The following is a 13,666-nucleotide window of genomic DNA, read 5'->3' on the forward strand; positions in this document are numbered from 1 at the left end:
ATGCAGAACACCGCCACACGCACAGACACGGCCGACGGCGCCTCGGGAACGGGCGGCCACGGCACACAGGCGACCGGCCGGCCCGCCGGAGACCCACGCCTGCGCTGGAGCAGCACCGACAGCCGGCCCACAGCCCCCGTCCTGCGCTTCCGCCGCGACGGCATCCTCCCCACCGTCGCCGCAGCCCTCTCCGTACGCGGCGAAACCCTCACCGGCACCGCCGGCAAAGCCGACCACCCACCCGCACTCCACCCCCTCGTCCAGGACTTCCTCGACACCCTCACCAGCGGCCAGCGGGAACGCTTCACCGGCCGCTGCCCCGAAGCCATCCTGCTCTCCCGCCACCTCACCGCCGCCGAAGGCGCCCGCAGCCGCCGCGCCTCCCGCAAACCCCTCACCGCGAACGAAGCCCGCCGCTCCCTCAAACACGCCAAGATCACCGCCCGCCGCATCCGCGAGGACGGCGACCCGCTCCACGGCAGCTACGCACCCCCCTGCCGCTCCTGCGAAGCCCTCCTCGCCCACTTCGGCGTACGCGCCGTCGACCTCACCCCCGCCTCAGAGAAGGCCTGACCCCCACGACCATGACCACCTCCTCCGCCTCCTACGACCGCTCCTCGGCCACCCGTTTCCCCGCCGCCGTGGACACCGCCCTGCGCACCGCCGGCTGGGAGCCCGGCCGCTGGGACATCAAGCAGGCCGAGTTCTGGGCCGACGCCCTCCGGGACCACACCACCCCCGCCGGACACCGGCACACCGTCTTCCCCGCCGCCGTCGAGGCATGGGCCGAATTCGGCGGGCTCACCGTCACCGCCCCCGGCCCGGGCCGCCAGATAGCGCCGGTCCCCGTGCGCCTGGACCCCCTCACCGGACTCCACCTCGCACGCACCTTCGCCGACCTCGGCCGCGCCCTGTCCACCGAGCTCTGCCCCCTCGGCGTCGACGCCGACGCCGGCTCGCACCTCGCCATCGACCGCGAAGGCCGCGTCTACGGCATCGACCACACCGGCGACTGGTACCTCGGCGGCGCCCTGGACGAAGCCCTGACCCTCCTCCTGACCGGCCTCCAACCCACCCGCCTCACGACGGCCCCCTGACCCCCACCCCGGCCGCAGCCCCGGGCGACGACCGCCCAGGGCGCACCCCGGCCGGGCCCCCGGCCACGCAACGGCCGGGACACAGCCGAGCCCAGCGGCCGGAAGCAGCGGCCGTCCCGCCCCGCCCGCGGCGGCGGCCGCCATCGGCGCGGCACGGAACGGCCGGGCATCGGCCATCGGGCACCGGCACCGGCACCGGCACCAAGGCCAGCACGGGTCAGCCCATCGGCCAGAGCATCGAGCCGCGACCAGCGGCTCGGGCTCCAGGCCCCGGTTCCCCCTACGCCCGCCTCGGGCCGCCCGGCAGCACCGCCGAGACCTTGAAGCCACCCTCATCCGTCGGACCGGACACGAACACCCCGCCCAGCCCGAGCACCCGCTCCCGCATCCCGACCAGCCCGTTCCCGCCACTCGGCAGCCCCGGCTGCACCACATCCGCCCCGCACGGCCCGTTCTCCACCTGCATGGCCACCTCACCCTCCCGATGAGCCAGCCGCACCACGACCGTCGCCCCCGGCGCATGCTTGTGGCAGTTGGTCAGCGCCTCCTGCACCACCCGGTACGCCGTCTGCTCCACCTCCGCCGGATACCCCTCCCCCACACCCCGCACATCCAGCTCCACGACCATCCCGGCCGCCCGAGACTGCCCCACCAGCGCCTCCAGCTCACCCAGCGAAGGCCCCGGCCCGTCCTCGAAACTCCCCACCAACGCAGCCACCGGCACCACCGCAGCAGAAGCAGTCGCAGGAGCCCGCTTCGGCGACTCGGCCGCCCGCAGCACCCCCAACATCTCCCGCAGCTCCGTCAACGCCTGCCGCCCCATGTCACCCACCAGCGCCGCATTCTTCGCCGCCCGCGCCGGATCCCTCGCCGCCACCGCCTCCAGCGCCGCCGCATGCACCACCATCAGCGACACCCGGTGCGCCACCACGTCGTGCATCTCCCGCGCGATCCGCGTCCGCTCCTCCGTACGAGCCCACTCGGCCCGCTCCTCCGCCCGGTCCGCGAGCAGCGACAGCTCCCGCTCCAGCGAATCCGCCCGCTCCTGCAGGCTCTCCATCAGCCGGCGCCGCGCCCCTATGTACAGACCCAGCAGCACCGGCGGCACGGTCAGCGCCACCGCCACGAACACCGACAGCACGATGACGAGCGAACGCGAGGCCCCCTGGTCCCCGCTGGTCCGCACGTACATCACCACGAACGTCGCGACCAGCGACATCGACGTCAGCGTCGCCGTGATCCGCCGAGGCACCTCGCAGGCGGCCAGCGTGTACAGCCCCACCACCCCGAGCAGGAACCCCATCGCGGCCGGCGACACGGCGATCCCCACCAGCACCACCGCGATCGGCCAGCGCCGCCGCAGTACGAGCGTGGACCCCACCAGCAGCCCGAACAGCACCCCGACCGCCACCGGCACCCCGGCCTCGCGCGCGAACGGCACCCCCTCGACGGCGCACTCGACGGCGGACACCACCGCCAGCCCCACATCGAGCACGGCCCCCCGCCGCCGCTCCCACCACAAGGGCCCGTCGCGCCCGGCCCCACCCTGCTCTTCCCCCGAAACGGTCATGCCGTCCAGCGTACGCAGGGCCCCCAGCACAGAAGCGAACGGAATTCCGGGAAACCGGAGGCAATCGCACGTACGGCTGAATCGTCCGCTGAGCGAGACCTGAAGCCCGCATTCCGGACGACATTGGCGACATGACCGAAATCCGACGTCGCCCCGGCGACGGCACAGGCGGCCTCCGCACCGGCGCCGCAACCTTCGAGCAGCTCCGCGAGCAGGCTGTGGCCCTGCGCCGCGAGGGCCTCAGCCGCCGCCAGATCCGCGACCGCCTGAGCGTCCACAACAACGACATCCTGGGCCGCCTGCTGGACGGCGAACCCGCCCCGGAATGGACGAAGCGCCCGAACGCGAAGGACGACCTCCGCGACCGCGCCCGCGAACTCCGCCTCCAGGGCATGACCTACGACCAGATCCAGGTCGAGCTGGGCTGCTCGAAGAGCTCGATCTCCCTCTGGGTCCGCGACCCTCCGAGGCAGGAGAGGCATCGCGCCCCGGAAGAAGCCTCGGCCATTGCGCGGCGGGGGTGGGATCGCACCCTCGAAGTCCGCGAGCAGGCCCGTCGCGAGACCAAACGGGCTGCGACCGCAGAGATCGGCGCCATGTCGGAGCATGAACTCTTCCTCGTGGGCGTCGGCCTCTACTGGTCCGAGGGCGAAAACCACCCGGGAGAACACCGGTGAGAGCTACTACGGCTGCCTGGCCGTTCGCGTACTCCAAAGCGCCGGTCTGTACCGTCGCATTGAAGGCTGGTGGTGCGGCATAGTAGGGGCTGCATCGCAGTTCGATCAGCCAAATCGGACATAAATAGCGAACTATCCCGAGTCGTCTAATGGCAGGACAAATGGTTTTGGTCCATTGAATGAGGGTTCGATTCCTTCCTCGGGAGCGTCGCAAGCTCGGGTCCTGACCGGTCGGTCGGGACCCGGCTTCGTTTCCGGGGTGCGGCCCCCCGGTATCCTTCACGGGTCCACCACCCGAAGCCGAAGGGCATCCCCGTGAGCGCCAACCGCCCGGCAGCCGTCGTCGTACTCGCAGCGGGTGAAGGCACCCGCATGAAGTCGGCCACTCCCAAGGTTCTGCACGAGATCTGCGGGCGCTCGCTCGTGGGCCACGTCGTCGCCGCCTCGCGCGAGCTGGACCCCGCACACCTCGTGGTCGTCGTCGGCCACGCCCGCGAGCAGGTCACCGCACACCTCGCCGAGATCGACGCCGGCGTCCGAACCGCCGTCCAGTACGAGCAGAACGGCACCGGGCACGCGGTCCGCATGGCCCTCGAAGAGCTCGGCGGCACCGTCGACGGGACCGTCATCGTCGTCTGCGGCGACACGCCCCTGCTCACCGGGGAGACGCTGCAGCAGCTCGCGGCCACGCACGAGGCCGACGGCAACGCCGTCACCGTGCTCACCGCCGAGGTCCCGGACTCCACCGGATACGGCCGCATCGTCCGTGACGGCGCCGGCGCCGTCACGGCCATCGTCGAGCACAAGGACGCCACCGACTCCCAGCGGGCGATCCGGGAGATCAACTCCGGGGTCTTCGCCTTCGACGGCGCCCTGCTCGCCGACGCGCTCGGCAAGGTGCGTACGGACAACAGCCAGGGCGAGGAGTACCTCACCGACGTGCTCGGCATCCTGCGCGAGGCGGGGCACCGTGTCGGTGCGGCGGTCGGCGCCGACCACCGCCAGATCCTGGGGATCAACAACCGCGTGCAGCTGGCCGAGGCCCGCGCGCTGCTCAACGCCCGTCTCCTCGAGCAGGCGATGCTGGCGGGCGTGACGGTGGTCGACCCGGCGAGCACGTTCGTGGACGTGACGGTGACGTTCGGGCAGGACGCGCTGATCCACCCGGGTACGCAGCTGCTCGGTGCGACGCACGTCGCCGAGGGGGCCGAGGTCGGTCCGAACACGCGGCTCAAGGACACGCAGGTCGGTCCGCGGGCGCGGGTGGACAACACGGTGGCGGACACGGCGGTCATCGGCGAGTCGGCGTCGGTCGGCCCGTACGCGTACCTGCGTCCGGGTACGAACCTGGGCCTGAAGGCGAAGGCCGGCACGTACGTGGAGATGAAGAACGCGACGATCGGTGAGGGCACGAAGGTGCCGCACCTGTCCTACGTGGGTGACGCGACGATCGGCGAGTACACGAACATCGGCGCGGCGAGCGTGTTCGTGAACTACGACGGTGAGCACAAGCACCACACCACGATCGGCTCGCATTGCAAGACGGGCTCGGACAACATGTTTGTGGCGCCCATCACGATCGGGGACGGCGCGTACACGGCTGCCGGATCGGTGATCACGAAGGATGTGCCGCCGGGTGCGCTGGCGGTGGCCCGTGGTCAGCAGCGGAATATCGAGGGCTGGGTGGCTCGTAAGCGTCCGGGAAGTGCTGCGGCGACGGCGGCTCAGTCGGCGGTCCAGGAGGACTCCGACCCCCGTTGAGGCCTCGTTGAGGTGAACTGACCGGAAACAGGTACGCCCTGGACGGCGTACCGTGATAGGTGCACGCAATTCGGCTGGCTCACCGTGTGCGGGACGGACGCACACGGGGGCGAGCAGCTTTCAACACGTCTGAGGAGACTGTGCTGTGACCGGGATCAAGACGACCGGCGAGAAGAAGCTGATGCTCTTCTCCGGCCGCGCCCACCCCGAGCTGGCCGAGGAGGTTGCGCATCAGCTGGGCGTTGCCCTCGTGCCGACCAAGGCTTTCGACTTCGCGAACGGTGAGATCTACGTTCGTTTCCAGGAGTCGGCTCGTGGCGCGGACTGCTTCCTGATCCAGAGCCACACGGCTCCGATCAACAAGTGGATCATGGAGCAGCTGATCATGATCGACGCGCTGAAGCGCGCGTCGGCCCGCTCCATCACGGTGATCATCCCGTCCTACGGGTACGCCCGTCAGGACAAGAAGCACAAGGGCCGTGAGCCGATCTCGGCGCGTCTGGTCGCCGATCTGCTGAAGACCGCGGGTGCGGACCGCATCCTGACGGTCGACCTGCACACGGACCAGATCCAGGGCTTCTTCGACGGTCCGGTGGACCACCTTTCGGCGCTGCCGGTCCTCGCGGACTACGTGGGCGCGAAGGTGGACCGGACCAAGCTGACGATCGTGTCCCCGGACGCCGGCCGTGTGCGCGTTGCGGACCGGTGGTGCGACCGTCTGGACGCTCCGCTGGCGATCGTGCACAAGCGCCGAGACAAGGACGTCGCGAACCAGGTGACGGTCCACGAGGTCGTGGGTGAGGTCCGGGGCCGTGTCTGTGTCCTGGTCGACGACATGATCGACACGGGTGGCACCATCTGCGCCGCTGCCGATGCACTGTTCGCGCACGGTGCGGAGGACGTGATCGTGACGGCGACGCACGGCATCCTGTCGGGGCCGGCGGCGGACCGTCTGAAGAACTCGAAGGTCAGCGAGTTCATCTTCACGAACACGCTGCCGGACCCGTCGGACCTGGAGCTCGACAAGATCACGGTGCTGTCGATCGCTCCGATGGTCGCGCGTGCGGTGCGTGAGGTCTTCGAGGACGGTTCGGTCACGAGCCTGTTCGAAGAGCAGCAGTAACCGGTAGTAGAGAGATCCTTTTGGGTGCGGCCTCCGCGCCGGGTAGACTCGACGAGTTGCTCGGCGAGGGAGGCCGCACCTTTGGTGTCGGCGCTCCGTTATCGACGCGCTCTTCGTAGCAGGCCGTTCAGGCCGGGTGACCGTTGTCCTTTTCCGTCACCCCACGAGGAGTGAGCATGTCCGAGGTCAAGCTTTCCGCCGAGCTCCGCACCACCTTCGGCAAGGGCTCTGCCCGCCAGGCCCGTCGCGACGCCATGGTTCCCGGTGTCATCTACGGTCACGGCAACGAGCCGAAGCACGTCAACGTCGAGGGCCACGGCCTGGCGCTGGCGCTGCGTACCCCGAACGTCCTGATCTCCCTGGACATCGCGGGTGACAGCACCGAGCTGGTCATCCCGAAGGCCGTGCAGAAGCACCCGCTGAAGCGTTCGGTCTCCCACGTCGACTTCCTGATCGTCAAGAAGGGCGAGAAGGTCACGGTCGAGGTTCCGGTCGTCACCGAGGGCGAGCTGGCCGCCGGCGCCAACATGCTGGAGACCCTTCTGAACACCATCTCGGTCGAGGCCGAGGCGACCCACATCCCGACCGAGGTCACCGTCTCCATCGAGGGCCTCGAGGCCGGCGCCACCATCCACGCGTCCGACCTGGTCCTGCCGGCCGGCACCACGCTGGCCGTCGACGGCGAGACCGCCGTTCTGCAGGTCGTCGCCCCGCAGGCCGAGGAGCCGGCTGCCGAGGCCGCCACCGAGGGCGCAGAGGCCTGAGCCTCGCTTTCCCACCTCAGCACTTGCTGAACGACCGCCGTCCGGCTCCACTGGGAGCGGGACGGCGGTCGTCCTCGTTAAGGAGCATGGATGTCGGACGATGCGGCGCCGTGGCTGATCGTCGGCCTCGGTAACCCGGGGGCGGAGTACGCGGGCAACCGCCACAACATCGGGTTCATGGTGGTGGACCTGCTGGCCGAGCGGATGCGCGGGAAGTTCAAGGCGCACAAGGCGCGGGCGCAGGTGGTGGAGGGCCGGATGGGTCCGCCGGGGCCGGCGAACCGGCGGGTGGTGCTGGCGAAGCCCATGTCGTTCATGAACCTGTCGGGCGGGCCGGTGACGGCGCTGCGCGATTTCTACAAGGTTCCTGTGGACCGGATCGTGGCGGTTCATGACGAGCTGGACATCGACTATCCGACGCTGCGGTTGAAGCTGGGCGGCGGGGACAACGGGCACAACGGCCTGAAGTCGATGACGAAGTCGATGGGGCCGGAGTACCACCGGGTGCGGTGCGGTATCGGCCGTCCGCCGGGTCGTATGCAGGTGGCGGACTTCGTGCTGAAGGACTTCTCGTCGACGGAGCGCAAGGAGCTGGACTGGTTCGTGGACCGGGCGGCGGACTCGGTGGAGTGCCTGATCGCGGAGGGCCTTGAGCGGGCCCAGTCCGCGTACAACTCCTGACCGCCGCTACATCTCGTCGAGCCCGTCGAAGTCGATTTCGGCGGCGAAGGGCCGGGAGACGCTGAACGGCTTGGTGTGGATCCCCTGGCAGACGTAGGCACGTGTGTGGGGGTCCAGCTCGTAGAGGTACACGACGGGTTCGATCGATTCGTCGCCCTCGATTTTGACGATCCAGTAGTTCGGGATACCGGCAGCCGCGTACTTGTGCAGCTTCGTTTTGGTGTCCCGGGCTTCGGACTCGGGCGAGACGACCTCAACTGCGAGCAGCACGTCGGCGGCGTAGAAGTGAGTCTGCATGGGGCTCGTGCAGGCTTCTCGCCGCACGACCGAGATATCCGGTTCGGGCCCGTTGCGCTTGTCGATCACCACAGTCATCTCTCGCGCGACCCTCGTGTGCCGGGGGGCGGTCAGCCGCAGCCGGGTGACAAGGAAGTCGATCAGGTCGGAGTGGATGAAGCGTTGCGGACTCACGAAGACCAGGCTCCCGTCGATCAGCTCGGTGTGTCGCGGGAGGTCCGGCAGCGTCAGCAGGTCGTCCACCGTGTACCCGTCCAACGGAGGCCTCGACCAGTCGTGTACGGGCTCGGCAGTCATGGTTGCTCCCATGGACGGGATTGTGGTCCTGGACGCCCACGGTAGCGCTCGGTATCCGTGTCCGTCATCACAAAGGGTGACGGACACGGATACCGGGGTGCGGCGTCAGCCGGTGTTGCGCAGGCCTGCCGCAACGCCGTTCACCGTGAGCAGCAGGGCTCGGCCCAGCAGCGGGTCGGGGTTTTCGCCGCGGGCTGCGGCGGCGCGCTGGCGGGCCAGCAGGGAGACCTGGAGGTAGGAGATCGGGTCCAGGTAGGCGTCGCGGACGGCGAACGTCTGCTGGAGGACCGGGTTGGAGTCCAGGAGCTTCTGGCCGCCGGTGATGCGCAGGACTTCGCGGACGGTGAGCTCGTGTTCGGCTTCGATGCGGGCGAAGACGTGCTTGAGCTCGTCGGGGACGAGGGTGTCGACGTAGTGGCGGGCGATCCGCAGGTCCGTCTTGGCCAGCGTCATCTCGACGTTGGAGAGGAAGTTGCGGAAGAAGTGCCAGCGCTCGCCCATCTCGGCGAGGGCGGCTTCGCCGCCGGCTTCGCGCAGGGCCTTGAGGCCGGAGCCGACGCCGTACCAGCCGGGGACGATCTGGCGGGACTGGGTCCAGCCGAAGACCCAGGGGATGGCGCGCAGGCCGTCGAGGCCAGCGCCGGAGTCGGGGCGGCGGGAGGGCCGGGAGCCGAGGTGGAGGTCGGCGAGCTGGTCGACGGGGGTGGCGGCGAAGAAGTACGACGGCAGGTCGGGGTCTTCGACGAGCTCGCGGTACGCGGTGTGTGCGGCGTCGGAGACGGTGTCCATGGCCGCGTCCCAGCGGGCGAGGTCGTCCTCGGACTGGCGGGGTGCGGTGTGCAGGGCGGAGGCCTGCAGGGTCGCCGCGACGGTCAGTTCGAGGTTCTCGCGGGCGAGGGACGGTACGAGGTACTTGTCGGAGATGACCTCGCCCTGCTCGGTGACCTTGATCTCGCCTTCGAGGGTGCCCCAGGGCTGCGCGAGGATCGCGTCGTGGGAGGGGCCGCCGCCGCGGCCGACGGTGCCGCCGCGGCCGTGGAAGAGGCGCAGGCGCACTCCGTAGCGGTGGGCGACGTCGCGCAGGCGGCGCTGGGCGCGGTGGATCTCCCACTGGCTGGTGGTGATGCCGCCGAACTTGCTGGAGTCGGAGTAGCCGAGCATGACCTCCTGGACGTCGCCGCGCAGGGAGACGAGGCGCCGGTAGGAGGGGTCGGCGAGCATGGCGTCGAGGATGACGTCGGCGGCCTTGAGCTCGTCGGTGGTTTCGAGGAGCGGGACGATGCCGATCTTGGCCCAGCCGGCGTGGAGGTCGATGAGGCCGGCTTCGCGGGCGAGGACGGCGGCGGCGAAGACGTCGTCGGCGCCCTGGCACATCGAGATGATGTAGGACTCGATGACTTCGGGGCCGAACTTCTCGAAGGCGTCCTTGATGGCGGAGAAGACGCCGAGGGTCTTGTGGCCGGCGGCGTCGAGCGGTGCGGGGGTGGGTGCGAGGGGGCGGCGGGAGCGCAGTTCCTTGGCGAGGAGCTTCTGCCGGTAGTCGCGGGGCATGTCGGCGTAGCGCCAGGATTCCTCGCCGAGGCGGTCGAAGAGCTGGCCGAGGGCGTGGTGGTGGGCGTCGGCGTGTTCGCGGACGTCCATGGTGGCGAGCTGGAGGCCGAAGGCGGCCAGCGTGCGGATGGTGCGGTCCATGCGGCCGTCGGCGAAGAGGGCTCCGCGGTGTTCGCGCAGGGAGGTCTGGATGAGGGTGAGGTCGGTGAGGAGCTCGGCGGTGCCGAGGTAGTCGCGGCCTTCCTCGTGGGGGGTGCCCTTGGCGAGGCGCTCGCGGGTATTGACGAGCTTCTGGCGGATGCAGGTGGCCTTGAGGCGGTACGGCTCCTCGGCGTTCAGCCGCTTGTAGCGCGGGCTGATCTCGGGGAGGCGTTCGAGGTCGGCCTGGAGGGAGGAGAGGAGTTCCTCGGTGGCGCCGGTGTAGCGGATGGAGTTCGACAGCAGTCCGCGCAGGTAGTCGACGAGTTCGAGGGCGTCGGTGATGCCGTGTTCGTGCTGGAGGATCAGTACGTCGCGGGTGACGTCGGGGGTGACGTTGGGGTTGCCGTCGCGGTCGCCGCCGATCCAGGTGCCGAAGGTGAGGGGGCGGGTGCCTGCGGGCAGCTCGACGCCGACGCGCTGGAGTTCCGCGGCGAGGTCCTCGAGTACGTCGCCGACGGCGCCGGCGTGGAGCTCGTCGAGGTAGTAGATGGCGTTGCGGGCCTCGTCGGCGGGCTCGGGGCGCACGACGCGGAGCTCGTCGGTCTGCCAGACGAGGTCGATGTTCTCGGCGAGGCGCAGGTCGTGGCGGCGGCGTTCGCCGGCGCCGGCGACGGGCTCTTCGAGGAGGGCGGCGATGCGGCGCAGCTTGTTGAGGACGCTGCGGCGGGCCGCCTCGGTGGGGTGTGCGGTGAAGACGGGCCGGACGTTGAGGTTCCGGACCGTTTCGCGCAGGTGTTCGGGGTCGGCGTCCTTGAGCATGTCGGCGGTGCGCGCGAGCAGCCCGCCTTCGGCGGCCCGGTGGGCGCGCAGTTCCTTGCCCCGGTGTACCTGTTCGGTGACGTTCGCCAGGTGGAAGTAGGTGGAGAAGGCCCGTACGAGCTTGGCGGCGGTCTCCAGGTCGGTCTCGCCGAGCAGTGCGGCGGCGGCTTCGCCGTCGGTGCGCGTCAGGGCGCGCACGCGTTCGACGAGGTCGAGGAGGTCTTGGCCTTCCTGGCGGACGAGGGTCTCGCCGAGGAGGTCGCCGAGGCGGCGGATGTCCGCACGCAGCTCTGCGTTGGCGGCTACGGCGGTGGCCCGGGCCGTGGCCGGGGTGGAGGAGGCCTGGTCAGCACTGCTCACAGGTGCGGCTCCTTGCAGTGTTCGAGCGCTACTGGGAGGTGGGCTCCGGGGTGCGCGGGGGTGTGCGTCCCGGATTTCCTTGCCCAGCCACGGCTGGGAGGAGTCCCGGGGGGTGTCCCCACCTGATGCGCAGCTCGGCTGCCCGTGCGGACCGCGCTGTCCGACGACACCAGGATAGGTGTCGTTCGCTCGCGCCCCGCTAAACGTCTCACCAGGCGGCCTCTCAGCAGGCGGCGCGCGGCCGGCGGCGGGCGCCGTTTCGAGCGCCCCGGGCCCGGCCGTGCTCCTCTTGCCCCGGGCTGTGGCTTTGCCATACTTACGATGCCGTAGGTTACGCGTCCGTAGCCGGGGCAGACGCCAGGGCGCCTGCCGATTCCTCACCCCCCAGGGGATCCCCATGACCACCAGTCCCGAGCTGATCGAGGACGCCTCGGCGACCTCCGATTCCGATACCACCGCGCCCTCCGCGACCCTCGGAGGCGAGAGCAAGCGGTCCGTCGAGCAGATCGCGCTGCTGCTGTTCATCGTCGTTCCTTTCCTGGCGCTGCTGGCGGCGATCCCGCTGGCCTGGGGCTGGGGGGTGAGCTGGCTGGATGTCGGCCTGATGGTGTTCATGTACTTCCTGGCCTGCCATGGGATCACCATCGGCTTCCACCGCTACTTCACGCACGGTTCCTTCAAGGCGAAGCGGCCGCTGCGGATCGTGCTGGCCGTGATGGGTTCGATGGCGGTGGAGGGGCCGCTGGTGCGCTGGGTGGCCGACCACCGCAAGCACCACAAGTTCTCCGACCACGAGGGCGACCCGCATTCGCCGTGGCGGTTCGGGGAGAGCGTCCCGGCGCTGATGAAGGGCCTGGCGTGGGCGCACATCGGGTGGCTGTTCGACGAGGAGCAGACCAATCAGCAGAAGTACGCCCCGGACCTGATCAAGGATCCGGCGATCCGGCGGATCTCCCGTGACTTCGTCCTGTGGACGATCGTGTCGCTGGCGATCCCGCCGCTGGTCGGCGGTCTGGTGACGATGTCGTGGTGGGGCGCGTTCACGGCGTTCTTCTGGGGCTCCCTCGTGCGCGTGGCGCTGCTGCACCACGTGACGTGGTCGATCAATTCGATCTGCCACGCGGTGGGCAAGCGCCCGTTCAGGTCGCGGGACCGCTCGGGCAACGTGTGGTGGCTGGCGGTGCTCTCGTGCGGGGAGTCCTGGCACAACCTGCACCACGCGGACCCGACGTCGGCCCGGCACGGCGTGCTGCGCGGCCAGGTCGACTCCAGTGCCCGGCTGATCCGCTGGTTCGAGCTGGCGGGCTGGGCGACGGACGTGCGCTGGCCGTCCAAGGACCGCATCGATGCCCGGCGCAGGGAAAACGCGTCGAACGCGGCATGATGGGGGACGTGGCGATCGACGGCAGCAGTTCCAGCAGCGACAAGCCCCGGCGCGGCCGCCGGGTCCGGATGACGGGCGCCGAACGGCGTCAGCAACTGCTGGACATCGGCCGCGCCTTGTTCGCCGAGAAGGGCTTCGAGGGCACGTCGGTGGAGGAGATCGCGGCGAAGGCCGGGGTGTCCAAGCCGGTGGTGTACGAGCACTTCGGGGGCAAGGAGGGCCTGTACGCGGTCGTCGTGGACCGGGAGATGCGCCAGCTGCTGGACGGGGTGACGGGCGCGCTGACGGCCGGGCATCCGCGGGAGCTGCTGGAGCAGGCCGCGTTCGCACTGCTGGACTACATCGAGTCGTACACGGACGGCTTCCGGATCCTCGTCCGGGACTCCCCGGTCGCCCAGTCGACGGGTACGTTCGCCTCGCTGATCAGCGACATCGCCACGCAGGTCGAGGACATCCTGGGGCTGGAGTTCAAGGCGCGCGGGTTCGACCCGAAGCTGGCCCCGCTGTACGCGCAGGCGCTGGTCGGGATGGTCGCCCTGACCGGGCAGTGGTGGCTGGACGTGCGCCGGCCGAAGAAGGCGGAGGTCGCGGCGCACCTGGTCAACCTGGCCTGGCACGGGCTGGACGGGCTGGAGTCGAAGCCGCGGCTGGTGGGCCACCGCAAGAGCTGAGCGCCGCGGCGGCGGTGGGTACGACGCGCGACGGCGCCCCGTCACCGCAGATCGGTGGCGGGGCGCCGTCGCGTCGCACCGGGCCCGGGGGAGGTCAGGCCGGGGGCTCCAGGCCGTGCTCTTCCAGGAACTCGATCCGGTTGCCGACGGGGTCCTCGGAGTAGAAGCGGCGGTACCCCGGCAGGTTGTCGTCCCAGACGACCTCGGCGCCGCGTTCCTCCAGTCGGGCGGCGTACGCCTCGATCCCGGTGACCCGCAGCCCCGGGTGTGCCTTGCGGGCGGGCCGGAAGTCCTCCTCGACGCCCAAGTGCAGCTGCACCGGCCCGGCGGCGAACCAGCAGCCGCCGCGGGCGGCGAGGACGGGCGGTTTGGGGACCTCGGTCATGCCGAGGACGTGGGTGTAGTACGCGCGGAGCCGGTCCTCCGAGCCGGGCGGCGCGGCGAGTTGGACGTGGTCGACTGCGGTCAGCACG

General features: G+C 70.2%; 12 protein-coding genes, 1 tRNA gene and 1 pseudogene. 10 read left to right on the forward strand and 4 right to left on the reverse strand.

What is annotated here, in order from left to right:
• Entirely contained in the window at window positions 1-573 is a 573-nt protein-coding gene (locus tag IF09_RS0118400; protein ID WP_030297006.1) for a YwqJ-related putative deaminase, read from the forward strand.
• Between the two features lie 11 nt (window positions 574-584).
• The gene (locus IF09_RS0118405) at window positions 585-1,097 is read left to right on the forward strand and encodes an SUKH-3 domain-containing protein (RefSeq protein ID WP_030297009.1); all 513 of its coding nucleotides are present in this window, start codon (window positions 585-587) and stop codon (window positions 1,095-1,097) included.
• A 280-nt stretch (window positions 1,098-1,377) separates the two neighbouring features.
• Here the strand turns inward: IF09_RS0118405 and IF09_RS0118410 are convergent, their stop codons facing one another.
• Window positions 1,378-2,667 carry a sensor histidine kinase gene (locus IF09_RS0118410; RefSeq protein WP_030297016.1) on the reverse strand — a complete coding sequence of 430 codons (1,290 nt, stop codon included), beginning with the start codon at window positions 2,665-2,667 and terminating at the stop codon, window positions 1,378-1,380.
• Between the two features lie 131 nt (window positions 2,668-2,798).
• Here IF09_RS0118410 and IF09_RS40355 point away from each other — a divergent pair.
• From IF09_RS40355 to pth, 6 genes and pseudogenes are all read left to right on the forward strand, one after another.
• A pseudogene (locus IF09_RS40355) lies at window positions 2,799-3,468 on the forward strand (hypothetical protein).
• A gap of 11 nt (window positions 3,469-3,479) precedes the next feature.
• Window positions 3,480-3,550: transfer RNA gene (locus IF09_RS0118420), tRNA-Gln, on the forward strand.
• A 109-nt stretch (window positions 3,551-3,659) separates the two neighbouring features.
• The gene (gene glmU / locus IF09_RS0118425) at window positions 3,660-5,105 is read left to right on the forward strand and encodes a bifunctional UDP-N-acetylglucosamine diphosphorylase/glucosamine-1-phosphate N-acetyltransferase GlmU (protein ID WP_030297023.1); all 1,446 of its coding nucleotides are present in this window, start codon (window positions 3,660-3,662) and stop codon (window positions 5,103-5,105) included.
• A gap of 145 nt (window positions 5,106-5,250) precedes the next feature.
• Window positions 5,251-6,228, forward strand: coding sequence for a ribose-phosphate diphosphokinase (locus IF09_RS0118430; RefSeq protein ID WP_030297029.1), 978 nt, complete (start codon window positions 5,251-5,253; stop codon window positions 6,226-6,228).
• Between the two features lie 176 nt (window positions 6,229-6,404).
• A complete protein-coding gene (locus IF09_RS0118435; protein WP_030297031.1) occupies window positions 6,405-6,992 on the forward strand; it encodes a 50S ribosomal protein L25/general stress protein Ctc in 588 nt (195 codons plus the stop codon).
• A gap of 90 nt (window positions 6,993-7,082) precedes the next feature.
• Window positions 7,083-7,673 (forward strand): aminoacyl-tRNA hydrolase, encoded by a 591-nt coding sequence (pth, locus tag IF09_RS0118440; RefSeq protein WP_030297032.1) that lies wholly within the window; start codon window positions 7,083-7,085, stop codon window positions 7,671-7,673.
• Between the two features lie 6 nt (window positions 7,674-7,679).
• Here pth and IF09_RS0118445 read toward each other — a convergent pair whose 3' ends face one another.
• The gene (locus IF09_RS0118445; RefSeq protein WP_030297034.1) at window positions 7,680-8,267 is read right to left on the reverse strand and encodes a Uma2 family endonuclease; all 588 of its coding nucleotides are present in this window, start codon (window positions 8,265-8,267) and stop codon (window positions 7,680-7,682) included.
• Between the two features lie 105 nt (window positions 8,268-8,372).
• Window positions 8,373-11,138, reverse strand: coding sequence for a phosphoenolpyruvate carboxylase (gene ppc, locus IF09_RS0118450; RefSeq protein ID WP_030297036.1), 2,766 nt, complete (start codon window positions 11,136-11,138; stop codon window positions 8,373-8,375).
• Between the two features lie 397 nt (window positions 11,139-11,535).
• Here ppc and IF09_RS0118455 point away from each other — a divergent pair, with 397 nt between their 5' ends.
• Together IF09_RS0118455 and IF09_RS0118460 are read left to right on the forward strand one after the other, a co-directional pair.
• Window positions 11,536-12,522: an acyl-CoA desaturase gene (locus IF09_RS0118455; protein WP_030297037.1), complete on the forward strand. Its 987-nt coding sequence runs from the start codon at window positions 11,536-11,538 to the stop codon at window positions 12,520-12,522.
• Window positions 12,519-13,193: a TetR/AcrR family transcriptional regulator gene (locus IF09_RS0118460; RefSeq protein WP_030297040.1), complete on the forward strand. Its 675-nt coding sequence runs from the start codon at window positions 12,519-12,521 to the stop codon at window positions 13,191-13,193. Before IF09_RS0118455 ends, IF09_RS0118460 begins: the two co-directional genes overlap by 4 nt.
• A 94-nt stretch (window positions 13,194-13,287) precedes the next feature.
• Here IF09_RS0118460 and IF09_RS0118465 read toward each other — a convergent pair whose 3' ends face one another.
• The gene (locus IF09_RS0118465) at window positions 13,288-13,665 is read right to left on the reverse strand and encodes a VOC family protein (protein ID WP_030297042.1); all 378 of its coding nucleotides are present in this window, start codon (window positions 13,663-13,665) and stop codon (window positions 13,288-13,290) included.
• Window position 13,666 lies beyond the last annotated feature (1 nt).

The sequence above is a fragment of the Streptomyces katrae genome, assembly GCF_000717655.1.
In the GTDB taxonomy this organism is placed as follows: Bacteria; Actinomycetota; Actinomycetes; order Streptomycetales; family Streptomycetaceae; genus Streptomyces; species Streptomyces katrae_B.